The organism is Pseudomonas sp. CLCA07, assembly GCF_053615335.1.
Window position 1 is genome coordinate 5344701 of record NZ_CM132131.1, and the last position, 24480, is coordinate 5369180.

Consider the following 24480-nt stretch of genomic DNA (forward strand, 5'->3'; position numbering starts at 1 on the left):
AGTTATCGGGAGGGGGTGGTGTATTTTTCGCTTCGGGACTTCTATTTTCGCCTCCATCTCTTAATGTCTGGCGAACCTGGTGGCGAGATTTCCAGCGATGCTTTAGTGGTTCACTACTGCGCAAGGTGAATTGTGTTTGGTCGGCAGAGAGCCGGAGGTGGGATTTTCTGCGGGAAATTCTTCCCCAAAATGCAACCGTTTCGACCAATGTTTATTGGTTTCTAAAGGGTCGCAAAAGGCGATGGCTCTTGTGGCTGCTTTGCTGAATCTCACCAGTGAATCATTGAACAGACTCACGGTCATATCGGCGACCTTTGATTTTAGGACGTTGAAATGAAGCGTGCAGTAATAATGTTCATGGCTATTTCAGGCTCTCTCCTGTTGGGCGGCTGCGGGCCTCATTGGGACGATGGAGAAAGGTACGGCCGTGATCGGGGTTATGATCATGGTCGAGGGTATGACCGAGGTTATGACGATGATCGAGGGCATTACCGCAGATATGATCGTCGCGACAATGATCAGGGGTATGAACGCAATCGCGATCGTGATCGTGATCGTGATGATAGGGACGACTAACCCGCTCTGATCTCCCTGATGTGTTTCCCTTTGGTCGATCCCGCTACACCCTGCCACTCTTACTTTTCAAAATGGCTTCAGTAGCACGGGTAGTTCACGATTCGGGCGTAAGATAGCGGTGTTACCTCACCAAAAGGAGCCGCATATGATCGCCGATCAAATGAACAAGCAGGCATCTGAAGGCAGGGCTGTTTGGGATCAATATTTCTGTGCTGCGTTGATTGCGGAAAGCAATCTGACGGCACCGGTCGTAGGAGGGGCTACTCACGAAGACAGGCAGAACCTGTTGATTGAAAGAGCCAAGGCCCTCGCCGACAAGATGATGGAAAACAGAAAATAACCGGAGCCCAGCCGTCGCGCTGGGCTCGTCACATCTGGCGACCTCAATGACGGGCAATGTGGGTGTTCTGAATCAGGCAATCAGGTCTGCTGATTTGGCCTGCGATGGCTTGGCGCAGCTATAAATTTCCAAAGAACCATAAAAATAGTGTGGATATTTAAAGAGTTACGATTTTTATTAACCAAATAGTGAGTGAAAATATATTGTTACAAGTGGTATGTTGGGATATTATCGCCCCGCGTTCACCACCACGGTTTATGCATTTTTAAGTCCCAAGCTTCCATCAGCTGCTTGGGATTTTTTTTGCCTGAAATTTGTCCTGGGCCCTTCGAGCGCCAATGCCGTCCATCGCCGGTAGTCATACAAGCGCGAGCGCTTGTTGCCGATTCATTTACTCGATTCCTATCAAGGCGCCGCCCGCTCAAATAGGGTAGATCCCGCGTTTTTGGGCTATTACTGACTGGCCATACTCAAACTCGGTCTGATGGGAGTCTATCGATGCTGGTTCATTGGTGTCTTGCGGCAATTCACTTGCTGGCTTTTGCGTTGGGCTTCTGGGCGGTTTTGACCCGAGGCACGGCATTCAGCCGACTGGCGGCCGGGACGGGGGAGGCTCGTCGCGTGCTGGTGGCCGATAATCTGTGGGGGATCAGCGCAGCCATCCTCCTGGTCACCGGTGGGCTGCGAGCCTTTGGCGGGTACGAAAAAGGTACCGATTACTACCTTCACCAGCCACTGTTCCATCTCAAGATGACGCTCTTCATACTGATTCTGCTGCTTGAGGTCGCTCCAATGGTGGCGCTGATCAAGTGGCGAATTGCGCTTGGCCGTGGCTCGGCAATTGATACCAGGCACGTAAAACTGTTTGCCCGCTTCAGTCATGTCGAGGCATTGCTGGTGTTGCTGATGGTCATAGCGGCGACCGGCATGGCACGTGGGGTGACCTTTGGTTAGCCGGTGCGGTATATCCTTCCTCGGGGTAAATCAGAAATGTCTGACAGCTATGGCCTGGGGCACGCCGGTATTATCAGCTGCATGTTTTGGCGAGAGAGGGTAATGAGTAAACGGCGGGCAATACGGCGCTCGAATCTTTAGCCAGCCGATGTTCTGGGCGAACGGGCTGGCTACTGACTGCAACGGGATTCAGGGAGTTTGCGGCTTGTCCGGCGCGGTGAGGCCAGCCTGAATGCGCTGATAGATTTCTTCACGATGCACTGCAACGTCTTTCGGGGCGTTGATGCCAATCCTGACTTGCTGGCCGCTCACGCCCAGGATAGTGATCGTAATATCGTCACCGATGTTTATGCTTTCACCGACTTTGCGGGTGAGTATCAGCATGGTCTTCTCCTTGATTGCTTTGTAGGGCACCTGATTTGAACAGTGCAGAGGTCGGTGGTACGTATAGATTAGTGCGAAGTCTCACGGTTTGGGTGCCTCTTTCTGACGCGCAGATGCTGCATTAATTCCCAAGGTGTAACTATACAGAGGCCGCCACCATCATTCTCGTTGTTTTGTGCCCATTTTGCGGCACTCGGGAAGTATTCATGAATGTTAAAATCCCCGCTTTCAGCATTCAGAGGGAACCGTTGTGCGCAAAATGGTCATGGTAATCGTTCTATTGGCGTTAGCAGGGTGCGGTGAGGGCAAGGATGTTGACGCTCAAAAGTCTAAACCTGCAGTCGTTTCCGCACCTGCGTCTGAACCGGCTGCGGCTAGCGGGCAGCAATGGGATCTCGAAGTGCGAGGCGAAACAACCCAGGCTGTCAGCGATCTGAGTGGCTGGTTGATCGAGCATAGCTTCGTTTCCAACGTCGTCATGGAAAACGGCAAGGCGCGCATTCTGATGGGGCCATTCAATTCGAAAGCCGAGACCGAGGCCAAGCAGGCAGAGGTGGCCGCGGCGCTTGCACGGGCCAAGAAGCAGAATGTCGAATTGCTGGTGCTTGAGCGTCCTGCGGCCCAGTAACGCAGGCGGCTAGAAACGCAAAAGACCTCGGGTATTACGCCGAGGCCTTTTTACTTTTCAGCGGGCGATCAGCCGCAGGCTTTCATATTCACCGGCCCGACAAAATCGTTACCGCGACCCATGACGCACGCCACGCTTTGGTTGCGCTGACGCTCCCAGGGTTCAACCGGATAGGTTTTGTTCCAGGCCTCGTATAGTTGGCGATCCTGTTTCGACAAGCTCAAACCGTACTGCTTGCTCATGTAAAAATAAGTCCGGGCGATCATGCCGCGAATGGAGGGGCGGGGCATGACCTTCTTCGCCTTGAAGTCGACCTGAGTCAGGCACGAGCCATATTGACCGTTTTGCACCGGCAACCAACCAAAACTGAAGTTATTGCGATCGCCATTTACCTCGCCAATGCTCGGCACCAGGTTGTGCAAATCGGCTTCGGCCTTCTGGTAAACCGGATCGTAACGGGTGCAGTTCTTGCGTCCACCTGCCTGCCAGCACTGGCGCTGATGGCCGATCTGCCACGCCGGGACAATGTGTTCCCATTCGATGCGAGACGCGCGTTTGGCGTTTTTGCGCGGCACATAACCACAGGCCGCCAGGTTCACCTTGTTGCCGGTGTATTTGCAGCCGCAATAGAACTCGGTGGATTGCGGCGCGTATAGCTTCCAGGCGACTTTTTTGGCTTCGCTGAAGGTGCGTGGGGCGCCAGCCTGGGCCCCGAGAGTGACGAGCAGAAACAGCAAAGCAAACCAGCGGACACTCATTGACTCAATCTTCCTTCGGCACAACCCAGAAAATCTGCACACCGCCATCGTCGCGATAGGCGAGGGTGACGTTGTCGTTCTCGTCGATTTCTTCGAGCAATTGTTCCCACTCATCCACCGGTTCGTCCGGCAGGCGGAAGATCAGTGCGGCTTTGGCTTTTTGAGCGGTGGGGGAATTGATGATTTTCTGAACGCGCAGACCCATGCGTGCATAGGTGTCAGGAGAGGCAGAGGTGGTGGCCACAGGATTATCCTTATTAAGCTGTACGTGCATACAGTATTTAACTGTAAGCATTTTCGCAACTGCTTAAAATTCAAGAAAATCCTCTGACAGCAGTTTTTCCCGTTTGGTGTAGGAAGAGGGGAAAACTTTTATCGGAATTTTGCGAGGGGCGTGAACCACTCGTCAACGCTGACGAGTGGTTAAGAAAGTGCCCGACCAGAACCGGTCGGGCGAGGGTGAATCAGTATTCCCAGAACATCCGTTGCAGCTCTTTGCTGTCGTTGGTCTTGGTCAGTGCAACCATGGCCAGGATGCGGGCTTTTTGCGGGTTCAAGTCGTGCGCGACAACCCAGTCGTATTTATCGTCAGGCTGTTCGGCATTACGCAGCACGAAACCGCCGGCGTTGACGTGGGAGGAGCGAATGATTTGCACGCCGTCCTTGCGCAAGGCTTGCAAGGAGGGAACGACGCGCGAGGAAACCGAACCATTGCCGGTGCCAGCGTGGATGATCGCCTTGGCACCGGACTGGGCCAGCGCCTTGTACGCCGTGTCGCTGACGTTGCCATAGGAATAGGCGATTTCTACGTCAGGCAGACTCTTGATGGTTTTGATGTCGAATTCCGAGTCCATGGTGTGGCGCTTGGCCGGCAGACGGAACCAGTAGGATTTACCTTCGACCACCATGCCCAATGGACCCCAGGCACTTTTAAACGCCTCAGTCTTGATGTTGATCATCTTGCTGACGTCGCGACCGGACTGTATCTCATCGTTCATGGTCACCAGGACGCCTTTGCCGCGCGCTTCTTTGCTGCTGGCGACGGCAACGGCGTTGTACAGGTTCAGCATGCCGTCCGCCGACATCGCGGTGCCTGGGCGCATGGAGCCGACGACGATGATCGGTTTGTCGGTCTTTTCCACCAGGTTCAGGAAGTAGGCAGTTTCTTCCAGGGTGTCGGTGCCGTGGGTGATCACGATGCCATCGACGTCTTTGCTGTCGGCCAGTTCAGCCACGCGACGGCCCAGTTGCAGCAGGTTGTCATTGGTGATGCTTTCCGAGGCGATCTGCATGACCTGTTCGCCACGAACGTTTGCCAGTTGGCTGAGTTCCGGAACGCCGGCAATCAATTGCTCGATACCCACTTTTGCCGCTTGATACGTCGCGCTGTTGGCAGCGCTCGCGCCTGCGCCGGCGATGGTGCCGCCAGTGGCCAGAATGACCACGTTCGCCAGTTTCTGTTGGGTTTCGACTTCTTTAGCCTGAAGGGCAGTAGGCAGCAGTAGCAGGAGGGCCAAAGCGCCCGGAATAAAAGTGTTGAAAGCAGATTTCATTATTTTCTCTCTAGTAGTCAGACGGTGCTGATGCAAGTTCATCTAGATACGCCCGCGGCAGCTCTGAACACCGTGGGTGTATGTGAAGAGCAGGATCTGTACCAGTCATACACTGAATGAGAAAAACTTTTAACTATCTGATTTATAAGGTTAATTTTCTAAAAATCGTCAGCGTTGAAAATGACGGTGTCCGGGTTTCCGAATAAGTTGATCGTTTACGTTCGGCTCTCCGAAAACTCCTACGACTAATGTCGAGAAGGTCGCCTTGCGAGATTAAGATTTAGTGCTAAAGAATCCCGGGCATAGGTCGATGCCCCTCAAAGGTTATTTTTCTTACAGGAGTTCCCATGTCCTTCTCTATCGGTTTTCCCAATGCGGGCGCGATCACCATCGGTGGCAAGGCCCCGTCGACGATCAATGCCCTGAACGAAGCGACGGCAGATGCCGCCACACAGGTTTTGGGTAAGGGCGAGGGGGGTGAAAACCAGGTTCGAACCGGTGGCGGCGCTCAGGAGGAAACCAAATCCGAGAGCGGCAGCACCCAAAGTATTGCGGTGCAAACGCTGCTCAAGCGAATGCAGGAACTGCAACAACAACTGCGCGAGCAACAGCAACAACTGGCGGCTGCTCAGGCAAAGACTTATCCGACCCCGGAAGCCAAGGCTTCAGCGGTGATGTCTATTCAGGGGCAAATCGCCGACACCAGCGGTGCGCTGTCACAAGTGATGGGCAATCTGGTGAAAGAATTGGCCAAGGACTCCAGCACGGGAGGCCTGGTCAGCACGGCTGCTTGAGGAACAAGGCTGGTTTTTTACCTGTCGAGACACAAAACCGGTCGTTGACAATTCCCGGCCGGATTCGCATAGTTCGATCTACGCAAACGTTTGCGCGACTCTGTTGGTGGCTCGTAACACCGACGATCGGAGTCCAGGCGTTACTCCAGTGCAAGCGTTGCTCACAATAATCATAAGATCGGGGTGAATCCATGAAGCTGCCATTCGCTGGACGTCTTCTTGCTGTCGCTATGCTGGCTGTCGCATCCGCCACGCTGCCTGTTACATCGGCCTTCGCCGAATCTCCTGAAAAACCCAAAGTCGCGCTGGTCATGAAGTCCCTGGCCAATGAGTTCTTCCTGACCATGGAAGATGGCGCCAAGGCGTATCAGAAAGACAATTCCGGCGAATTCGAGCTGATCTCCAACGGCATCAAAGACGAAACGGATACTGCTGGCCAGACACGCATCGTCGAGCAAATGATTCTGGCCAAGGTCAATGCGCTGGTCATCGCGCCAGCGGACTCCAAGGCCATGGTTCCTGTGATCAAGAAAGCCATCGATGCCGGTATCACCGTGATCAACATCGACAACCAGCTGGATCCGGCCGTCGTCAAAAGCAAGAACATGACGGTGCCGTTCGTAGGCCCGGATAATCGCAAAGGCGCGCGTCTGGTCGGTGAGTACCTGGCCAAGCAGCTGAAGGCCGGTGACGAAGTCGGCATCATTGAAGGCGTCTCCACCACTACCAACGCTCAGGCCCGTACCGCAGGCTTCAAGGATGCGATGGAAGCGGCGCAGATCAAGGTCGTTTCGGTGCAGTCCGGTGACTGGGAGATCGACAAAGGCAACAAAGTTGCCGCTTCGATCCTTAGCGAATACCCGGATGTCAAAGCCCTGCTGGCCGGTAACGACAGCATGGCCGTCGGTGCCGTTTCCGCCGTACGTGCAGCGGGTAAGGCCGGCAAGGTGCAAGTCGTCGGGTACGACAACATCAATGCCATCAAGCCAATGCTCAAGGATGGCCGCGTACTGGCGACTGCTGACCAGTTTGCCGCCAGGCAAGCGGTGTTCGGTATCGAGACTGCGCTGAAAATCATCAAGGGCGAGAAGGTCGACAGCGGCACCAACGGCGTGATCGAAACGCCGGTTGAACTGGTCACCAAGTAAGCCTTCTGGCGACACAATAGTGCTCGCCCGCTCGGGAGAGCACATGGAGAGTTTTATGTCCGTTTGCGCACCGAACGTTGTCCTCTCGGTCAGCGGTATCGGTAAGACTTACGCCCAACCGGTGCTGACCGGCATCGACCTGGCGCTGATCCGCGGCGAAGTGCTGGCGCTGACCGGCGAGAATGGTGCGGGAAAAAGCACGCTGTCGAAGATCATCGGTGGGTTGGTGACGCCAACCACCGGCCAGATGCAGTTCCAGGGCCAGGATTACCGCCCCGGCAGCCGGACCCAGGCCGAAAACCTGGGCATCCGCATGGTCATGCAAGAGCTCAATCTGTTGCCGACCCTGTCGGTGGCGGAGAACCTGTTCCTCGACAATTTGCCCAGCCATGGCGGCTGGATCAGTCGCAAGCAATTGCGCAAAGCGGCGATCGAGGCCATGACCCAGGTTGGCCTCGATGCGATCGACCCGGACACCCTGGTTGGTGACCTCGGCATTGGCCACCAGCAAATGGTTGAGATTGCCCGCAATCTGATCGGCGACTGCCATGTGCTGATCCTCGATGAGCCGACGGCGATGCTCACCGCGCGCGAAGTCGAGATGCTGTTCGAACAGATCACTCGCTTGCGGGCTCGTGGCGTGGCGATCATCTACATTTCCCACCGCCTCGAAGAATTGGCGCGGGTCGCCCAGCGCATTGCAGTTTTGCGCGATGGCAACCTGGTCTGCGTCGAGCCGATGGCCAATTACAACAGCGAGCAACTGGTGACCTTGATGGTCGGTCGTGAGCTCGGTGAACACATGGACATGGGGCCGCGCAAGATCGGCGCTCCCGCGTTGACGGTCAAAGGCCTGACCCGCTCCGACAAGGTTCGCGATGTGTCCTTCGAAGTGCGCGCCGGTGAAATCTACGGGATCTCTGGATTGATCGGGGCAGGGCGCACCGAGTTGCTGCGTCTGATCTTCGGTGCCGACACCGCCGACAGCGGCACGGTGGCGCTGGGCTCACCGGCTCAGGTGGTGAGTATCCGTTCGCCAGCCGACGCGGTGAGTCACGGCATTGCCCTGATCACAGAAGACCGCAAGGGCGAAGGTTTGCTACTGACCCAATCGATCAGCGCCAACATCGCCTTGGGCAACATGCCGGTGATTTCCAGTGGCGGTTTCGTCAATAACGGCGATGAGATGGCTTTGGCGCAGCGCCAGATCGATGCCATGCGCATTCGCAGTTCGAGCCCGGCACAGTTGGTCTCCGAGCTCTCGGGTGGCAATCAGCAGAAGGTCGTGATCGGCCGCTGGCTTGAGCGCGATTGCTCGGTGATGTTGTTTGACGAGCCGACCCGTGGCATCGATGTCGGCGCCAAATTTGACATTTACGCGTTGCTCGGCGAACTGACCCGCCAAGGTAAAGCGCTGGTGGTGGTGTCCAGTGACCTGCGCGAGCTGATGCTGATCTGCGACCGGATCGGGGTGCTATCGGCTGGGCGCCTGATAGAAACCTTCGAGCGCGACAGCTGGAACCAGGACGACTTGCTTGCCGCCGCTTTTGCCGGCTACCAAAAACGTGATGCGTTGCTCAATGAAGCAGCGCCTAGGGATCTTCCATGAAAACTGCAACTTTTGCCGGCAAACGTAGTGGCAATTTCTACGGTCTGGGCACCTATCTGGGTCTGGCGGGTGCGTTGCTGGCGATGATTGCGCTGTTCTCGGTATTGAGCAGCCACTTTCTGTCTTATGACACGTTCAGCACCCTGGCCAACCAGATTCCCGATTTGATGGTGCTGGCGGTCGGCATGACCTTCGTGTTGATCATCGGCGGCATCGACCTGTCGGTCGGTTCGGTGTTGGCACTGGCGGCATCAACGGTCAGCGTGGCCATTCTCGGCTGGGGTTGGAACGTGCTGCCGGCAGCGCTGCTCGGCATGGCGGCGGCAGCTCTGGCTGGGACCATCACCGGTTCGATCACCGTGGCCTGGCGGATTCCTTCGTTCATCGTGTCCCTGGGTGTGCTGGAAATGGCACGGGGCGTGGCGTATCAGATGACCGGATCACGTACGGCCTACATCGGTGACGCTTTCGCCTGGCTGTCCAATCCGATTGCCTTCGGCATCTCGCCGTCGTTCATCATCGCCTTGCTGATTATTTTCATCGCCCAGGCCGTGCTGACCCGAACGGTGTTCGGTCGCTACCTGATCGGCATCGGCACCAATGAAGAAGCGGTGCGTCTGGCGGGTATCAATCCAAAACCTTACAAGATTCTGGTGTTCAGCCTGATGGGGCTGCTGGCCGGCATTGCCGCGCTGTTTCAGATTTCGCGACTGGAGGCGGCAGACCCGAATGCCGGCTCCGGGCTGGAGTTACAGGTGATCGCAGCCGTGGTCATCGGCGGCACCAGTTTGATGGGGGGCCGTGGTTCGGTGATCAGTACGTTCTTCGGGGTCCTGATCATTTCCGTGCTGGCGGCCGGTCTGGCGCAGATCGGCGCGACCGAGCCCACCAAGCGCATCATCACCGGCGCGGTGATCGTTGTGGCGGTGGTGCTTGATACTTATCGCAGTCAGCGCGCAAGCCGGCGGACCTGAGTCATGGCAACGATCAAGGATGTAGCCGCACTGGCGGGAATTTCCTACACCACGGTGTCCCATGTGGTGAACAAGACCCGACCGGTCAGTGAAGAGGTGCGAATCAAGGTCGAAGCGGCGATCAAAACCCTGGACTACGTGCCGAGCGCCGTAGCCCGTTCGTTGAAAGCCAAGACCACCGCGACCATTGGTTTGCTGGTGCCTAACAGCCTCAACCCGTACTTCGCCGAGTTGGCGCGAGGCATTGAGGATTACTGCGAGCGCAAGGGTTACTGCGTCATTCTCTGCAACTCCGACGACAACCCGGACAAGCAGCGCAGCTACCTTCGCGTGTTGCTGGAAAAGCGAATTGACGGTTTGATCGTGGCATCGGCCGGCGGCGATGCGGGGCTGGCGGAAGGTCTCGCCGGGGTGCGCACGCCGATGGTCATCGTCGACCGCGGGCTGGAGGGCGTTGATGTCGATCTGGTGCGCATCGATCACGAATACGGTGCGTATCTGGCCACTCGACATCTGCTGGAGCTGGGGCATCGGGACATCGCCACCATCGGTGGTCCGGCGGGTACGAGCGTGGCGCAAATGCGTCTGGCCGGTTATTGCCGTGCCTTGCAAGAGGCGGGCGTCGAAGTGAATCGCGAACGCATGCTGGAAAGCGACTTCACCAGCACCGGCGGATACAACGCGGCCGCGATTTTGCTGGAGAAGAATCCGCCCAGCGCGATCTTCGCGGGTAACGACATGATCGGCATCGGTGTGCTGCGAGCGGCTGCCGAACGCAATGTTCGCGTACCGTCCGAGCTGTCGGTGATCGGCTTCGACGATATCCAGATGAGCCGTTATGTCTACCCGGCGCTGACCACGGTGGGGCAATCGATCCTGCAGCTCGGAGAGATGGCGGCTGAAGTGCTTTTGCGCAGGATCGCCACACCGGACATGGTCACCGAGCAGCGAATCGTGACGCCCAGTATTGTCCTTCGGGAGTCGACCGCGCCGCTCGCCGGCGTATTCGCCCAGTTCCGTTGAAACAGAAAGCCGCAAAACCCAAAGCACCGCAGAAACAGAATTGATGAGTAGCGATGTATGCCAGCAAAAGTAGTGGTGATAGGCAGTCTGAACATGGACCTGGTAACCCGGGCTCCAAGGTTGCCACGTGGCGGTGAAACGCTGATCGGTAAGTCGTTTGCCACGGTTTCCGGTGGTAAGGGGGCCAATCAGGCTGTCGCGGCGGCCCGATTGGGTGCCGATGTGTCGATGGTCGGTTGTGTGGGCAGCGATGCTTATGGCGCGCAATTGCGCGGGGCACTGTTGGCCGAACAGATTGATTGTCAGGCAGTCAGCACCGTTGATGACTCCAGTGGCGTGGCGTTGATCGTGGTCGATGACAACAGTCAGAACGCCATCGTCATCGTCGCGGGTGCCAACGGTGCGCTGACGCCGCAAGTCATCGACCGTTTCGATGCCGTATTGCAGGCGGCAGATGTGATCATCTGTCAGCTGGAGGTGCCGGACGCTACGGTTGGCCATGCCCTCAAACGAGGTCGTGAACTGGGCAAGACTGTCATTCTCAACCCGGCACCCGCCAGTCGCCCATTACCGGCGGACTGGTTTGCCGCCATCGATTACCTGATCCCCAACGAAAGTGAAGCCTCTGCCCTGGTGGGGTTGCCGGTGGATTCCCTGGAATCGGCAGAAACCGCCGCGACCCGACTGGTCGCGATGGGCGCGGGCAAAGTGATTATCACCTTGGGTGCCGAAGGTTCGCTGTTTGCCGATGGCACACGCCTGGAGCATTTCCCGGCACCGAAGGTCAAAGCCGTCGATACCACGGCCGCCGGGGATACCTTCGTGGGTGGTTTTGCTGCCGCATTGGCCTCCGGCAGCAGCGAAGCCGAAGCGATTCGGTTCGGGCAGGTCGCCGCGGCACTGTCGGTCACCCGGGCAGGCGCGCAACCCTCGATTCCCACCTTGTCCGACGTACAGGCGTTTAAAGCACCATGAAAAAAACACCGCTGCTCAATGTCGCGTTGTCGCGGCTGATTGCCTCGCTGGGTCACGGTGACATGGTCGTCATCGGCGATGCCGGGCTGCCGGTGCCGCCAGGCGTCGAGTTGATCGATCTGGCGCTGACCCAAGGTATTCCGGACTTCATCAGTACCTTGAAGGTTGTGCTCAGCGAAATGCAGGTCGAAAGCCATGTGTTGGCCCAAGAGATTCTGGACAAGCAGCCGCCGGCATTGAGCGTTCTGGACGAACTGAACGTCGATGGCGTTCTGGGTTCGCGCGAATGGCTTAGCCATGACCAGTTCAAGGTCCTCAGCCGACAGGCGCGGGCGATTGTTCGTACCGGCGAATGCGCGCCGTACTGCAACATCGTGCTGGTGTCGGGGGTGACGTTCTAGCGCACTGAACACATTCGGTTCCCCCACGCACAAGGAGTGCGATATGTACCGCTATGCTCAGAAACTGCATCACCTGCTTTGGAGTCTGCTGCTTGTGTCCCTGATTACTGCAACGAGCGCCCAGGCGGCGGAACAGATCGACTTGATCATCGACACCGATCCGGGTGCCGACGATGTAGTCGCCTTGCTGTTCGCGCTGGCTTCGCCGCAAGAGCTGAATATTCGTGCGCTGACCACCGTGGCGGGCAATGTGCGTCTGGACAAGACGTCGCGTAACGCGCGGCTGGCCCGTGAGTGGGCGGGGCGCGAAGACGTGCCGGTTTATGCCGGTGCACCGAAACCGCTGATGCGCACGCCGATCTATGCGGAGGACATTCATGGCAAGGAAGGTCTGTCGGGCGTCACCGTGCACGAGCCAAAGAAGGGGCTGGCTGAAGGCAATGCGGTCAATTATCTGATCGATACCTTAAAAGCCGCCAAACCCCACAGCATCACTATCGCCATGCTAGGTCCACAGACCAATCTGGCCCTGGCGCTGATCCAGGAGCCGGAGATTGTTCAGGGCATCAAGGAAGTGGTGGTCATGGGCGGCGCGCATTTCAACGGTGGCAACATTACGCCGGTGGCGGAGTTCAATCTGTTCGCCGATCCACAGGCTGCTGAAGTTGTGTTGAAAAGTGGTGTGAAGCTGACCTATCTACCGCTGGACGTGACCCACAAGATCCTCACCAGCGAATCGCGCCTGAAACAGATCGCCGCGCTGAACAACAATGCCAGCAAGCTGGTGGGCGGTATTCTCAACGAATACATCAAAGGCGATATGGAGCACTACGGTCTTTCGGGTGGCCCGGTGCATGACGCAACCGTCATTGCCTACCTGCTCAAGCCTGAGCTCTTTACCGGTCGCTCGGTCAACGTGGTCGTTGATAGCCGCGAAGGCCCGACCTTTGGTCAAACCATTGTCGACTGGCATGACGGCCTGAAAGCACCGAAGAATGCTTTCTGGGTTGAAAGTGGCAATGCTCAGGGCTTCTTCGACTTGCTGACTCAGCGACTGGCTCGGCTGAAGTAAGCCGCCCGCCGCAGGTGCCAACCTGCGGTTTTTACGCCTGTCGTGCCTCCACTGCGGCCTTTTGGTCCGCCAGGTGTTTTTCGAAAATCTGCTTGATGAAGTGCTGGGCGGCCTCGGTTCCAAGATCCCTGACCAATAGATCGATAGCGATAATGGCAAGCTCTTCCGTACTGCCTGGGCTGTAAGAACTGTGCCCGTCTTGCCACTTGGCTTTGATGTCGGCGTCGATACTTACAGTGGTCATGATGGCGCTCGTGAAGTCGGGGAGGTCTGGGTGTCGAGTTAACCATTTTGCGCGGCGTTTAGCACTCCGACTTAGGCATGGGGGGAGGGCTATGCGACACTTGGTCTTTGACGAATTTTCAAGGACCGCGCTGTGCAGATCGATTTGAACACTCCTGACGGTTTGACCCTTGAGGCTGTACGCCAGCTACTGGCTGCTGCCAGTGATGATGAACACACTCAGTTGCGTGTGACCAAGGGCGGTATCGCCTATATTTCATCGGGTGTTGTGGGCGGCACCGATATCAGTGGGCTGCTATTTCGCCTGGAGACGTGGGCCAAAGGCTCGGGGTATGTAGGATTGGTTGCAGCCAGTGACGAAGTCTGGGTCATGCAGATTTTCAATGCATTGAAAGAGAACTGGCCGAACCCGCCATACGACTACATCGACGTTTATTGAGCGCTGTTCATATTCAGTCACGATTGAGTGATGAAGGTCAGGGCGATGCTCAGGCAAACTCGTCTCTTTTCCGGAGCGAGGGCAGGGGATGGCATTCACCTTGAACCCTACCGCTGAAATGGCGGTCGCACGATCTCAGCTCAATTATTTACAAAGGAGGCTTCATGCCTTGGAAGCTAGCGCCATTGGGTACTTTGTTCGCCGTCACTCTGCTGGCAGGTTGCAGCAGTACGTCATCCGAGTCGACAAAAGACCCTGTAACGACGACTGACACGGGACATAGCCGCTGTGAGGCAAAGGCTGCCGAATTCACCCTCGGCAAAGCGGCTTCGCCCGAACTGCTGGAGCAGGCGCGCGCTCGCGCAGGCGCACAGAACGCTCGGTTCCTGTCGCCCAATGACATGGTGACGCTGGAATACCGCTCTGATCGCTTGAACCTGCACACCGATGCCAATCGGGTGGTCACTCGCGTCAACTGCGGCTGAGCGCGTCAGGCTTTTGTTTCGCCCATAAAAAACCCCGTCACATGGACGGGGTTTTCTTAGTGCGCCAGAAACTTACTCTGGGCGAACTTGTGCAGCTTGCATACCCTTTTGGCCTTTCTCAGCCACGAAGGAAACGGTCTGGCCTTCTTTCAGGCTTTTGAAACCGTCGCTTTCGATAGCTTTGAAGTGTACGAACAGGTCGTCACCGCCACCTTGAGGAGTGATGAAGCCGAAGCCTTTTTCATCGTTGAACCATTTAACGGTGCCGGTTTGGCGATTAGACATGGTGTATCTCCAAGAAACATATATTTTCAGTAGTGCTGTGCTGCTCAGGCCAACTGGGCACACCGGAGTATCATAGTCGAAATGTTCGCTTTGGGAGCCCCCCGGACGTGCTGTTTGCCTTGCTGTCGAGCGTTCTTTGGTGCTTGAAGTAGCTGGAAGCCCCGATTTTAAAGGCTTTCAGCCGAAAGTAAAGACGATAAAAAAAGCTGTAAAACCTTCAAAAAATGTCTGACAAAGCGACATTCGGGCAGTTTTTTCGGTCATTGCAGGTGAAAAAATGAATGCGTGAAGCTTATTTTTTCGCGCCGGTATCGACCCTGCAAGTGGCGATTTTCTGCATCGCCTGATTTCCCAACTCTTGACTTGCTTTGCCGTCCATCAATGCCTGGAGGTCTTTGGCCGGATACGATTTGAGCTGATCTGCGCCGCAAGCACAGACGGCTTTTGCCTTCGCATCACCGATCTTCTGTGCCGCCGCAGGAACGCATTGCGCCATGTATTTCTCGCGCTCCCCCTTTGGCCAGTCGGCATGGGCAGCCAATGGCAGCAGCAGAATGATGGGGGCGACTACGGCGAACAAACGGTTCAGACGCATGCTGGGATACTCCTTGTGGGTCAATGACGTGTTATCTGAGGGGCAAAGCGCTGTTCAAGTTCAGCACTCTGGCATAAAAATGCCCGATTTGCCCCCGCACAAAGTCTGCTTGCGTCGACGACCGGTCATCTGTGCTAGCATGCCTCGCTCGGGCGTTTGCAAGCTCCGGATGACCTTCAGTCCCGGTGGCGGCAACTGCGCGAATAACCCTGATTTGAATCCCAGTCACTCTGGTTCGGTTTTCCGGTTGGCCGCAAGGCTCCTGCCGCTGTAAGGCAGGCGTTCGTCATTGAATGGCCTGGATCGGATCTTGTACTGGCTCATCCCAACCCACGTGACCTTTGGTAGGGGTCACCACTAGGAGAGGAGGCGCCATGCCAACTATTACTCTTCCCGACGGCAGTCAACGTTCATTCGATCACCCGGTTTCCGTAGCCGAGGTCGCCGCATCCATTGGTGCAGGTCTGGCCAAAGCCACCGTGGCCGGCAAGGTCAATGGCAAGCTGGTAGACGCCAGCGACAGCATCGACAGCGATTCCACGCTGCAAATCATTACGCCAAAGGATGAAGAGGGGCTGGAGATCATTCGCCACTCTTGCGCCCACCTGGTTGGCCACGCGGTCAAACAGTTGTACCCGACCGCCAAAATGGTGATCGGGCCGGTCATTGACGAAGGCTTCTATTACGACATCGCCTTCGAGCGTCCTTTCACTCCGGACGACCTGGCCGCTATCGAACAGCGCATGCAGCAGCTGATCGAGAAAGATTACGACGTGATCAAGAAAGTCACTCCGCGCGCCGAAGTGATCGAAGTGTTCAAGGCTCGCGGTGAAGACTACAAGCTGCGCCTGGTCGAGGACATGCCGAACGAGCAGGCGATGGGCCTGTACTATCACGAAGAATACGTCGACATGTGCCGCGGCCCGCACGTGCCGAACACGCGTTTCCTGAAATCCTTCAAACTGACCAAGTTGTCCGGCGCCTACTGGCGTGGCGACGCCAAAAACGAGCAATTGCAGCGCGTTTACGGCACCGCTTGGGCAGACAAGAAGCAGCTGGCGGCTTACATCCAGCGCATCGAAGAAGCTGAAAAGCGCGATCACCGCAAGATCGGCAAGCGCCTGGGCCTGTTCCACACCCAGGAAGAGTCGCCGGGCATGGTGTTCTGGCACCCGAACGGCTGGACTCTGTACCAGGTACTCGAGCAGTACATGCGCAAGGTACAGCGCGACAACGGCTACCTGGAGATCAAGACTCCACAAGTCGTTGACCGCAGCCTGTGGGAGAAGTCCGGGCACTGGGCCAACTACGCCGACAACATGTTTACCACTCAGTCGGAAAACCGCGACTACGCCATCAAGCCGATGAACTGCCCTTGCCACGTGCAAGTGTTCAATCAGGGCCTGAAAAGCTACCGCGAGTTGCCGATGCGTCTGGCCGAATTCGGTGCTTGCCACCGTAACGAGCCATCGGGTGCGTTGCACGGCATCATGCGCGTGCGTGCGTTCACTCAGGACGATGCCCACATCTTCTGTACTGAAGAGCAGATGCAGGCCGAATCCGCTGCATTCATCAAGCTGACCATGGACGTTTATGCCGATTTCGGCTTTAAAGATGTCGAGATGAAGCTGTCCACTCGTCCGGAAAAACGCGTTGGTTCCGACGAGCTGTGGGATCGCGCCGAAGCGGCATTGGCTGCAGCCCTTGATAGCGCTGGCCTGCCGTATGATCTGCAGCCGGGCGAAGGTGCTTTCTACGGTCCGAAGATCGAGTTCTCGCTGAAAGATTGCCTTGGCCGTGTCTGGCAGTGTGGTACCCTTCAGCTCGATTTTAACCTGCCTGTCCGTCTGGGAGCCGAATACGTCTCTGAAGACAACAGTCGCAAGCACCCGGTAATGTTGCACCGGGCGATCCTGGGCTCCTTCGAACGTTTCGTCGGAATTCTGATCGAGCACTACGAGGGTGCATTCCCTGCGTGGCTGGCTCCGACCCAGGCAGTGATCATGAATATCACTGATAAACAGGCTGATTTTGCCGCCGAGGTTGAAAAAACTCTCAACGAAAGCGGATTTCGTGCCAAGTCTGACTTGAGAAATGAAAAGATCGGCTTTAAAATCCGCGAGCATACTTTGCTCAAGGTTCCCTATCTCTTGGTTATTGGAGATCGGGAAGTCGAGATGCAGACTGTCGCTGTGCGTACTCGTGAAGGTGCTGACCTGGGCTCGATGCCCGTCGCCCAGTTCGCTGAGTTTCTCGCGCAAGCGGTTTCCCGGCGTGGTCGCCCAGATTCGGAGTAATTATTATTAAGCGTGAAATGAGACAAGATAAACGAGCTGCACCGAAAGCCCCGATCAACGAGAATATCTCGGCACGCGAGGTTCGGTTAATTGGGGCTGAGGGTGAGCAGCTTGGGATTGTGTCAATTGAAGACGCGCTTCTTAAGGCTGAAGAGGCCAAACTGGATCTGGTGGAAATTTCCGCCGATGCAGTACCCCCTGTTTGCAAGCTGATGGACTACGGCAAGTCGATCTTCGAGAAGAAGAAGCAGATTGCTGCGGCCAAGAAAAACCAGAAGCAAATTCAGGTTAAAGAAATCAAGTTTCGTCCAGGGACGGAGGAAGGGGATTACCAGGTAAAACTGCGCAACCTGGTACGTTTCCTGAGTGATGGGGACAGGGCCAAGGTATCCTTGCGATTCCGCGGCCGTGAGATGGCCCACCAGGAGCTGGGGATGGAACTCCTCAAGCGAGTTGAAGGTGACTTGCTCGAGTACGGTTCGGTCGAACAGCATCCTAAGATGGAAGGACGCCAGCTGATCATGGTCATCGCCCCGAAAAAGAAGAAGTAATCAACAGGGCACGGCAGGCCTTCTGATTATGTTTATCAACTGAATGCGGAGTATCCGAACATGCCAAAAATGAAAACGAAAAGTGGTGCTGCTAAGCGGTTTCTGAAAACTGCTAACGGTATCAAGCACAAGCACGCTTTCAAGAGCCACATCCTGACTAAAATGTCGACCAAGCGTAAGCGTCAACTGCGCGGTAGCAGCTTGCTGCATCCGTCTGACGTGGCAAAAGTCGAGCGCATGCTGCGCCTTCGTTAATTTTAGTCAAGAATAGAGGAAGTAACTCATGGCTCGTGTAAAGCGTGGCGTCATTGCCCGTAAACGTCACAAAAAAATTCTGAAACTTGCTAAAGGCTACTACGGCGCTCGCTCGCGCGTATTCCGTGTTGCCAAGCAAGCGGTAATCAAGGCAGGCCAATACGCCTACCGTGACCGTCGTCAGAAAAAACGTCAGTTCCGCGCTCTGTGGATCGCTCGTATCAACGCTGGTGCACGTATCAACGGTCTGTCCTACAGCCGTTTCATCGCCGGCCTGAAAAAAGCGTCCATCGAGATCGACCGTAAGGTTCTGGCTGATCTGGCAGTGAACGAAAAAGCGGCGTTTGCTGCGATTGTCGAGAAAGCTAAAGCCACCTTGGCTTAAGTACCCCCGACAGTCACCCGGCCTCACCTCTGTGGGGTCAGGTGTTAAACGTCATAAATAGGGGAAGAGCCTTCAAGCTCTTCCCCTATTTTGTATCTGGAGTCTGTACATGGAAAACCTGGATGCGCTCGTCTCTCAAGCACTAGAGGCGGTGCAAAGCGCTGAAGATATCAATGCCCTGGAGCAAATCCGGGTTCACTACCTTGGCAAAAAGGGTGAATTGACTCAGGTGATGAAGACCCTGGGGAATTTGCCGGCAGAAGAGCGTCCGCAAGTCGGCGCCCTGATCAACGTTGCCAAGGAGCGTGTCACAGAGGTTCTCAACGCTCGCAAGGCACTGTTTGAAGAGGCCGACCTGGCCGCCAAGCTGTCTGCCGAGTCGATTGACGTGACCCTGCCTGGCCGCGGTCAGACCTCTGGTGGTCTGCATCCTGTTACTCGCACTCTGGAACGTATCGAACAGTTCTTCACCCACATCGGCTACGGCATCGCCGAAGGCCCTGAGGTCGAAGACGACTATCACAACTTTGAAGCGCTCAACATCCCAGGCCATCACCCGGCCCGGTCGATGCATGACACCTTCTATTTCAATGCCAACATGTTGCTGCGCACCCATACCTCGCCGGTACAGGTCCGCACCATGGAATCGAAACAACCGCCGATCCGCATCGTCTGCCCAGGCCGTGTGTACCGTAGCGACTCCGATATCACTCACTCGCCGATGTTCCACCAGGTCGAAGGCCTGCTGGTCGATCGCGATATCAACTTCGCCGACCTGAAAGGGACCATCGAAGAGTTCCTGCGCGTGTTCTTCGAAAAAGAACTGGCCGTGCGTTTCCGTCCTTCGTACTTCCCGTTCACCGAGCCGTCCGCTGAAGTCGACATGGAATGCGTAATGTGCAGCGGTAAAGGCTGCCGCGTCTGCAAACAGACTGGCTGGCTGGAAGTGATGGGCTGCGGCATGGTTCACCCGAACGTGTTGCGCATGTCCGGGATCGACCCGGAAGAGTTTTCGGGCTTTGCCTTCGGCATGGGCGTTGAACGTCTGGCCATGCTGCGTTACGGCGTGAACGACTTGCGTCTGTTCTTCGACAACGACTTGCGGTTCCTCGCGCAATTTCGCTAGTCGTAACGAATTCTTAGGAGAGCAGGATGAAATTCAGTGAACAATGGCTGCGTGGCTGGGTAAGCCCGCAGGTGAGTCGCGACGAGCTGGTTGCTCGTCTGTCGATGGCCGGTCTTGAGGTCGATAGCGTTACGCCGGCCGCCGGTGTTTTCAGCGGTGTGGTCGTGGGCGAGGTGCTGAGCACCGAGCAGCACCCGGACGCCGACAAGCTGCGTGTTTGCCAGGTCAGCAATGGCTCGGAGACCTTCCAGGTAGTCTGTGGCGCGCCAAACGTGCGCCCGGGCCTGAAGATCCCGTTCGCCACCATCGGTGCCGAGCTGCCAGGCGACTTCAAAATCAAGAAAGCCAAGCTGCGTGGCGTTGAGTCCAACGGCATGCTGTGCTCGCAAGCCGAGTTGCAAGTGGGCGAAGGCAACGATGGTCTGATGGAGCTGCCAGCCGATGCGCCGGTCGGTCAGGACATTCGTGAATACCTGAACCTGGAAGATGCCAGCATCGAGGTCGATCTGACCCCGAACCGCGGTGACTGCCTGTCCCTGGCCGGTCTGGCCCGTGAAGTCGGCGCGCTGTACGCCGCCAACGTTACTCGCCCGGTCGTTGCGACCGTTCCAGCCGTGCACGATGAAGTGCGTTCGGTTGAAGTGCTGGCGCCATCTGCTTGCCCGCGCTACCTGGGCCGAGTGATCCGTAACGTCGACCTGTCCAGGCCTACGCCGCTGTGGATGGTTGAGCGTCTGCGTCGTTCCGAGGTGCGCAGCATCGATGCGGCTGTCGACATCACCAACTACGTGATGCTGGAGCTGGGTCAACCGCTACACGCGTTCGATCTCGCCGAAATCAATGGCGGCATCCGCGTGCGCATGGCCGAAGAAGGCGAGAAGCTGGTTCTGCTCGACGGTCAGGAAGTCAGCCTGCGTAGCGATACCCTGGTGATCGCCGACCACACCCGTGCTTTGGCGATTGCCGGCGTCATGGGTGGTGAGCACAGCGGCGTGAACACCGCGACCACTCGCGATATTTTCCTTGAAAGCGCGTTCTTCGATCAGATCGCAGTCGCTGGCAAGGCTCGTTCCTATGGCCTGCACACCGATGCCTCGCACCGCTATGAGCGCGGCGTGGACTGGCAACTGGCCCGTGAAGCCATGGAGCGCGCCACTGGCCTGCTGCTGGACATCACTGGCGGCGAAGCCGGCCCGATCATCGAAACCGTCAGCGAGCAACACCTGCCGAAAATCGCGCCGGTCACTCTGCGTGCGCAACGCATCACCCAGATGCTGGGTATGGAAATGGATTCGGCCGAAGTTGAGCGTCTGCTCAACGCTTTGGGCCTGACCGTCTCCGCCGAAGGGGCAGGGCAGTGGCGTGTAGAAGTGCCAAGCCATCGCTTCGACATCAGCCTGGAAGTCGATTTGATCGAAGAGCTGGCCCGTCTGTACGGCTACAACCGTCTGCCGGTTCGTTATCCGCAAGCTCGTCTGGCGCCGCAAGCCAAGGCTGAAGCGCGTAGCGATCTGCCTGAGCTGCGTCGTTTGCTGGTCGCCCGTGGTTATCAGGAAGCGATCACCTACAGCTTCATCGATCCGAAACAATTCGAACTGTTTAATCCGGGTGTGGAACCGCTGCTGCTGGCCAACCCGATTTCCAACGACATGGCTGCCATGCGTTCGTCCTTGTGGCCAGGTCTGGTCAAGGCGCTCCAGCACAACCTGAACCGTCAACAGGATCGTGTCCGCCTGTTCGAAAGCGGTCTACGCTTCGTTGGCCAACTCGAAGGCCTGAAGCAAGAGCCGATGTTGGCTGGTGTTGTTTGCGGCAGCCGTCTGCCGGAAGGTTGGGCGCAGGGGCGCGATGTCGTGGATTTCTTCGACGTCAAGGCTGACGTGGAAGCGGTGCTGGGCTTCGCTGGTGCGCTGGACTCGTTCATTTTCGTGCCGGGCAAACACCCAGCGCTGCACCCGGGTCAGACCGCGCGCATCGAACGTGAAGGCCGTCTGGTAGGTTTCGTCGGCGCCATCCACCCTGAATTGTCGAAAACCCTCGGTCTCGACCGTCCGGTCTACGTTTTCGAGCTGGTTCTGGCAGAAGTGGCGTTGGGCAAAATGCCTAAATTCCAGGAGTTATCGCGCTTTCCTGAAGTGCGTCGTGACCTTGCACTGATCGCTGAAAAAGACGTCGCCGCCAGCGCCGTACTGGATGTAATCCGTGAAAATGCAGGGGAATGGCTGACGGACCTCAGGCTATTTGACGTGTATCAGGGTAAAGGCATTGATCCTGATAGAAAAAGCCTTGCCGTCGGCTTGACCTGGCAGCATCCATCGCGCACTCTTAATGACGATGAGGTGAATACCACGACGCAAAACATCCTCACCTCGCTCGAACAAAGGTTGAACGCCACGTTAAGGAAGTGACGTATGGGGGCTCTGACGAAAGCTGAGATGGCGGAACGTCTGTATGAAGAGCTGGGCCTGAATAAACGGGAGGCCAAGGAATTGGTCGAACTGTTTTTTGAAGAAATCAGGCACGCTCTTGAAGACAACGAACAAGTCAAATTGTCCGGTTTCGGCAATTTCGACCTTCGGGACAAACGCCAGCGGCCTGGCCGCAATCCGAAAACGGGGGAAGAAATCCCGATCACGGCTCGCCGTGTGGTCACCTTTCGTCCAGGGCAGAAGTTGAAGGCCCGAGTTGAGGCTTATGCTGGAACCAAGTCATAACGACGAGCTCCCCGTCATCCCAGGCAAACGCTACTTCACCATCGGTGAAGTCAGCGAGCTGTGTGCGGTAAAACCGCACGTGCTGCGCTATTGGGAACAGGAGTTTCCTCAACTCAACCCCGTCAAACGCCGCGGAAACCGCCGGTATTATCAGCGACAAGACGTACTGATGATCCGGCAGATTCGCGCGCTTCTTTACGATCAAGGATTCACCATCGGCGGCGCGCGCTTGCGCTTGTCCGGCGATGAAGCCAAGGACGACACCACCCAATACAAACAGATGATTCGGCAGATGATTGCTGAGCTGGAAGATGTGTTGGTGGTTCTCAAGAAATAATTTACTGCGTTTGAATACTTCCAGTTTTCAAAAGCTTGGGATATATTCTTGAGCGTTCCTCGAGGTGAGGGACGAGTTTCACGCCTAGTCGGGGCGTAGCGCAGTCCGGTAGCGCACTAGCATGGGGTGCTAGGGGTCGAGTGTTCGAATCACTCCGTCCCGACCATATTTTTCAATGAGTTAGCCCAATCTGCAAAGATTGGGCTTTTTCATTTATGGCTTAGGGGTAAACAAAGGGGTAAACACATTTGCCCTATGTGCACGCTCAAGCCAACAATGGATCACCCTCAGCATCACGGGAGGCCTGTTGCAATTCGAGGTGCTTGCCCGCACGTTTGCGATTGGGCTCATCACCCAAGTGTCGTTGACCTGCTGACAGTCCCAGTGCCCGAACAAAGGTCACCGCCTGGCGCTTGAGGTTACCGCAGTGGGTCGTTCGAGGGTTGATGATCGGTGTACCGAGGCGAGTCGTTAGCACGTCACCTTCGACTGCTAACACCTCTTGAGTCCATTCTATCTGGGCATTGATCTCGGACAGTTCGGTCGCCAAGTGCAGGTCATAGGCTCCCCACATGGTCACTGGCCGCATGCTCATAATCATCTCGAAAATTTGCTGTGCGCGCGGTTCAAGATTGCGTGTCGGCGTCAAAACCATCCGAGTCGCCTGCATCGCCTCGACCTTGGTATCGATTGAGGTCTCCGGTAACTTCCGGATTTCCGCTTGTCTTCTGGCCATTTTCGACCTCGAAATCACTCTAATCAGTAATGAAGAAAGGCACAGTGGCCGCTCGGTGCTTTGTCGCCTTTTCGAGGCATAGCCCCCCCCCCTCCAGGATCCACATCCTTACAATCGGCTAACCATAATTCTAGACCTTGAGGGGAGAGCCGTCTGGCTGTACGACGCACCGAAGCAAGTTCGTCCATCAGCCACACTGCCATTCACTGCTGCTGACCAGAACCCCATCGCCCAATGCTGAACAATTTTTCATTGGGCCTACCTATACAATTCCACAGTGATGAGCAGAAATCGGCCAATAGCATCCATCGATAGCCATGGATGCTAGCCAAGTTGACCTGCATCAAAGGCAGCGCTGTCGTGAACTACGAACTGCAGCCAAAAGAATTCAGTAGCTACCCCATTTACACAGAGTTCAGTACACCCTCGCCTGCCGACACCGCCTGCGCTATGCGAGCCGTGATCGGGGGTCTAACCCTTCGTGGGACCTGCGCCTCGCTCTAGGTTGTAATGAGGGCTTCTGTTCACTCCTACCGAGTGCATCCGAAAGCCGAAGGGCCGAATGGTGGGTTGAGCAGCTCAAGAAGGTGGATGCCCAAACCCTGGCCGCAACTCGAGCCGTGCTTGGCACGATCGAGCACAAAGTGGGGGCTGCCCTGGCTCGCGCTTGCCCCAAACCTGCCCATGGGGATATCGGCGGCAGTTTCGGAGCGTAGGTTGCTGTGATCCCGACACTGGCGGTGTCTAGCCGGCTGGATGAGTCGAAACCACCACAAAAGTTCGTGTACACGAATAAATATCTCCGCCAGGCGGATGTTTTTTATCGGCCTGGCTGAATATTTA

Annotated in this window: 30 protein-coding genes and 1 tRNA gene; 23 read left to right on the forward strand and 8 right to left on the reverse strand. The window is 56.4% G+C overall.

Translation table 11 applies throughout. The features are described 5' to 3' along the window. Positions 1-427: 427 nt before the first annotated feature. From ACWGZX_RS24565 to ACWGZX_RS24575, 3 genes are all read left to right on the forward strand, one after another. Positions 428-586 carry a hypothetical protein gene (locus ACWGZX_RS24565; RefSeq protein ID WP_452625805.1) on the forward strand — a complete coding sequence of 53 codons (159 nt, stop codon included), beginning with the start codon at positions 428-430 and terminating at the stop codon, positions 584-586. Positions 587-721: 135 nt separating this feature from the next. Next, the gene (locus ACWGZX_RS24570) at positions 722-916 is read left to right on the forward strand and encodes a hypothetical protein (RefSeq protein WP_150781553.1); all 195 of its coding nucleotides are present in this window, start codon (positions 722-724) and stop codon (positions 914-916) included. A 498-nt stretch (positions 917-1414) separates the two neighbouring features. Next, a complete protein-coding gene (locus ACWGZX_RS24575; protein ID WP_223511515.1) occupies positions 1415-1870 on the forward strand; it encodes a DUF2214 family protein in 456 nt (151 codons plus the stop codon). Between the two features lie 189 nt (positions 1871-2059). Here the strand turns inward: ACWGZX_RS24575 and csrA are convergent, their stop codons facing one another. Next, positions 2060-2254, reverse strand: a complete 195-nt coding sequence (csrA, locus tag ACWGZX_RS24580) for a carbon storage regulator CsrA (protein ID WP_007938114.1) — start codon at positions 2252-2254, stop codon at positions 2060-2062. Between the two features lie 250 nt (positions 2255-2504). Here csrA and ACWGZX_RS24585 point away from each other — a divergent pair, with 250 nt between their 5' ends. Continuing rightward, entirely contained in the window at positions 2505-2882 is a 378-nt protein-coding gene (locus ACWGZX_RS24585) for an SPOR domain-containing protein (RefSeq protein WP_452625806.1), read from the forward strand. Between the two features lie 68 nt (positions 2883-2950). Here ACWGZX_RS24585 and ACWGZX_RS24590 read toward each other — a convergent pair whose 3' ends face one another. The 3 genes from ACWGZX_RS24590 to ACWGZX_RS24600 form a co-directional block, all read right to left on the reverse strand. Further along, a complete protein-coding gene (locus ACWGZX_RS24590; protein WP_452625807.1) occupies positions 2951-3640 on the reverse strand; it encodes an endonuclease in 690 nt (229 codons plus the stop codon). Between the two features lie 4 nt (positions 3641-3644). After that, positions 3645-3935: a DUF1654 domain-containing protein gene (locus ACWGZX_RS24595; protein WP_123434414.1), complete on the reverse strand. Its 291-nt coding sequence runs from the start codon at positions 3933-3935 to the stop codon at positions 3645-3647. A 169-nt stretch (positions 3936-4104) separates the two neighbouring features. After that, complete coding sequence (locus tag ACWGZX_RS24600; protein ID WP_223511522.1) at positions 4105-5193, reverse strand: asparaginase; 1089 nt, start codon at positions 5191-5193, stop codon at positions 4105-4107. Between the two features lie 347 nt (positions 5194-5540). Between ACWGZX_RS24600 and ACWGZX_RS24605 the strand changes: the two genes are divergently transcribed. The 8 genes from ACWGZX_RS24605 to ACWGZX_RS24640 all read left to right on the forward strand — a co-directional run bounded on the left by ACWGZX_RS24605 (position 5541) and on the right by ACWGZX_RS24640 (position 13189). After that, positions 5541-5987 (forward strand): hypothetical protein, encoded by a 447-nt coding sequence (locus ACWGZX_RS24605; protein ID WP_452625808.1) that lies wholly within the window; start codon positions 5541-5543, stop codon positions 5985-5987. Between the two features lie 191 nt (positions 5988-6178). Further along, on the forward strand, positions 6179-7135 hold the full coding sequence (locus ACWGZX_RS24610; protein ID WP_452625810.1) for a substrate-binding domain-containing protein: 957 nt from the start codon (positions 6179-6181) through the stop codon (positions 7133-7135). A gap of 55 nt (positions 7136-7190) precedes the next feature. After that, entirely contained in the window at positions 7191-8744 is a 1554-nt protein-coding gene (locus tag ACWGZX_RS24615; RefSeq protein WP_452625811.1) for a sugar ABC transporter ATP-binding protein, read from the forward strand. Then, positions 8741-9718, forward strand: coding sequence for an ABC transporter permease (locus ACWGZX_RS24620; protein ID WP_223511526.1), 978 nt, complete (start codon positions 8741-8743; stop codon positions 9716-9718). Before ACWGZX_RS24615 ends, ACWGZX_RS24620 begins: the two co-directional genes overlap by 4 nt. Positions 9719-9721: 3 nt before the next feature. After that, positions 9722-10741: a LacI family DNA-binding transcriptional regulator gene (locus tag ACWGZX_RS24625; RefSeq protein ID WP_452625812.1), complete on the forward strand. Its 1020-nt coding sequence runs from the start codon at positions 9722-9724 to the stop codon at positions 10739-10741. A gap of 57 nt (positions 10742-10798) precedes the next feature. Beyond that, the gene (rbsK, locus tag ACWGZX_RS24630; protein WP_452625813.1) at positions 10799-11716 is read left to right on the forward strand and encodes a ribokinase; all 918 of its coding nucleotides are present in this window, start codon (positions 10799-10801) and stop codon (positions 11714-11716) included. Beyond that, entirely contained in the window at positions 11713-12117 is a 405-nt protein-coding gene (rbsD, locus tag ACWGZX_RS24635; protein WP_452625814.1) for a D-ribose pyranase, read from the forward strand. Before rbsK ends, rbsD begins: the two co-directional genes overlap by 4 nt. Before the next feature lie 43 nt (positions 12118-12160). After that, positions 12161-13189 carry a nucleoside hydrolase gene (locus tag ACWGZX_RS24640; protein WP_452625815.1) on the forward strand — a complete coding sequence of 343 codons (1029 nt, stop codon included), beginning with the start codon at positions 12161-12163 and terminating at the stop codon, positions 13187-13189. Between the two features lie 31 nt (positions 13190-13220). Here ACWGZX_RS24640 and ACWGZX_RS24645 read toward each other — a convergent pair whose 3' ends face one another. Continuing rightward, positions 13221-13433, reverse strand: a complete 213-nt coding sequence (locus ACWGZX_RS24645) for a hypothetical protein (RefSeq protein ID WP_452625816.1) — start codon at positions 13431-13433, stop codon at positions 13221-13223. Between the two features lie 132 nt (positions 13434-13565). Here ACWGZX_RS24645 and ACWGZX_RS24650 point away from each other — a divergent pair, with 132 nt between their 5' ends. Beyond that, positions 13566-13871, forward strand: a complete 306-nt coding sequence (locus ACWGZX_RS24650; RefSeq protein WP_452625817.1) for a hypothetical protein — start codon at positions 13566-13568, stop codon at positions 13869-13871. Between the two features lie 164 nt (positions 13872-14035). Beyond that, entirely contained in the window at positions 14036-14356 is a 321-nt protein-coding gene (locus ACWGZX_RS24655) for an I78 family peptidase inhibitor (protein ID WP_452625818.1), read from the forward strand. Between the two features lie 72 nt (positions 14357-14428). On the opposite strand, the gene ACWGZX_RS24660 is transcribed toward ACWGZX_RS24655, so the two are convergent. Both ACWGZX_RS24660 and ACWGZX_RS24665 read right to left on the reverse strand, forming a co-directional pair. Beyond that, positions 14429-14641 carry a cold-shock protein gene (locus tag ACWGZX_RS24660; protein WP_003179963.1) on the reverse strand — a complete coding sequence of 71 codons (213 nt, stop codon included), beginning with the start codon at positions 14639-14641 and terminating at the stop codon, positions 14429-14431. A 292-nt stretch (positions 14642-14933) separates the two neighbouring features. Next, entirely contained in the window at positions 14934-15236 is a 303-nt protein-coding gene (locus tag ACWGZX_RS24665) for a hypothetical protein (RefSeq protein WP_452625819.1), read from the reverse strand. Between the two features lie 374 nt (positions 15237-15610). Here ACWGZX_RS24665 and thrS point away from each other — a divergent pair, with 374 nt between their 5' ends. From thrS to ACWGZX_RS24710, 9 genes are all read left to right on the forward strand, one after another. Then, on the forward strand, positions 15611-17533 hold the full coding sequence (thrS, locus tag ACWGZX_RS24670; RefSeq protein ID WP_223511537.1) for a threonine--tRNA ligase: 1923 nt from the start codon (positions 15611-15613) through the stop codon (positions 17531-17533). Then, a complete protein-coding gene (gene infC, locus ACWGZX_RS24675; RefSeq protein ID WP_172435341.1) occupies positions 17533-18084 on the forward strand; it encodes a translation initiation factor IF-3 in 552 nt (183 codons plus the stop codon). Before thrS ends, infC begins: the two co-directional genes overlap by 1 nt. Positions 18085-18144: 60 nt before the next feature. Further along, positions 18145-18339 (forward strand): 50S ribosomal protein L35, encoded by a 195-nt coding sequence (gene rpmI / locus ACWGZX_RS24680; RefSeq protein WP_002553160.1) that lies wholly within the window; start codon positions 18145-18147, stop codon positions 18337-18339. Positions 18340-18367: 28 nt separating this feature from the next. Further along, positions 18368-18724: a 50S ribosomal protein L20 gene (gene rplT, locus ACWGZX_RS24685; RefSeq protein ID WP_007905879.1), complete on the forward strand. Its 357-nt coding sequence runs from the start codon at positions 18368-18370 to the stop codon at positions 18722-18724. A gap of 109 nt (positions 18725-18833) precedes the next feature. After that, complete coding sequence (pheS, locus tag ACWGZX_RS24690; protein WP_007905876.1) at positions 18834-19850, forward strand: phenylalanine--tRNA ligase subunit alpha; 1017 nt, start codon at positions 18834-18836, stop codon at positions 19848-19850. Between the two features lie 26 nt (positions 19851-19876). Beyond that, the gene (gene pheT, locus ACWGZX_RS24695; protein WP_452625820.1) at positions 19877-22258 is read left to right on the forward strand and encodes a phenylalanine--tRNA ligase subunit beta; all 2382 of its coding nucleotides are present in this window, start codon (positions 19877-19879) and stop codon (positions 22256-22258) included. 3 nt (positions 22259-22261) lie between these two features. Beyond that, positions 22262-22564, forward strand: a complete 303-nt coding sequence (gene ihfA, locus ACWGZX_RS24700; RefSeq protein ID WP_002553164.1) for an integration host factor subunit alpha — start codon at positions 22262-22264, stop codon at positions 22562-22564. Further along, on the forward strand, positions 22545-22901 hold the full coding sequence (locus tag ACWGZX_RS24705; RefSeq protein ID WP_003179985.1) for a MerR family transcriptional regulator: 357 nt from the start codon (positions 22545-22547) through the stop codon (positions 22899-22901). Before ihfA ends, ACWGZX_RS24705 begins: the two co-directional genes overlap by 20 nt. An 89-nt stretch (positions 22902-22990) precedes the next feature. Next, positions 22991-23067: transfer RNA gene (locus tag ACWGZX_RS24710), tRNA-Pro, on the forward strand. A gap of 99 nt (positions 23068-23166) precedes the next feature. Here ACWGZX_RS24710 and ACWGZX_RS24715 read toward each other — a convergent pair. Next, positions 23167-23637, reverse strand: a complete 471-nt coding sequence (locus tag ACWGZX_RS24715; protein ID WP_452625821.1) for a hypothetical protein — start codon at positions 23635-23637, stop codon at positions 23167-23169. Between the last annotated feature and the right edge of the window lie 843 nt (positions 23638-24480).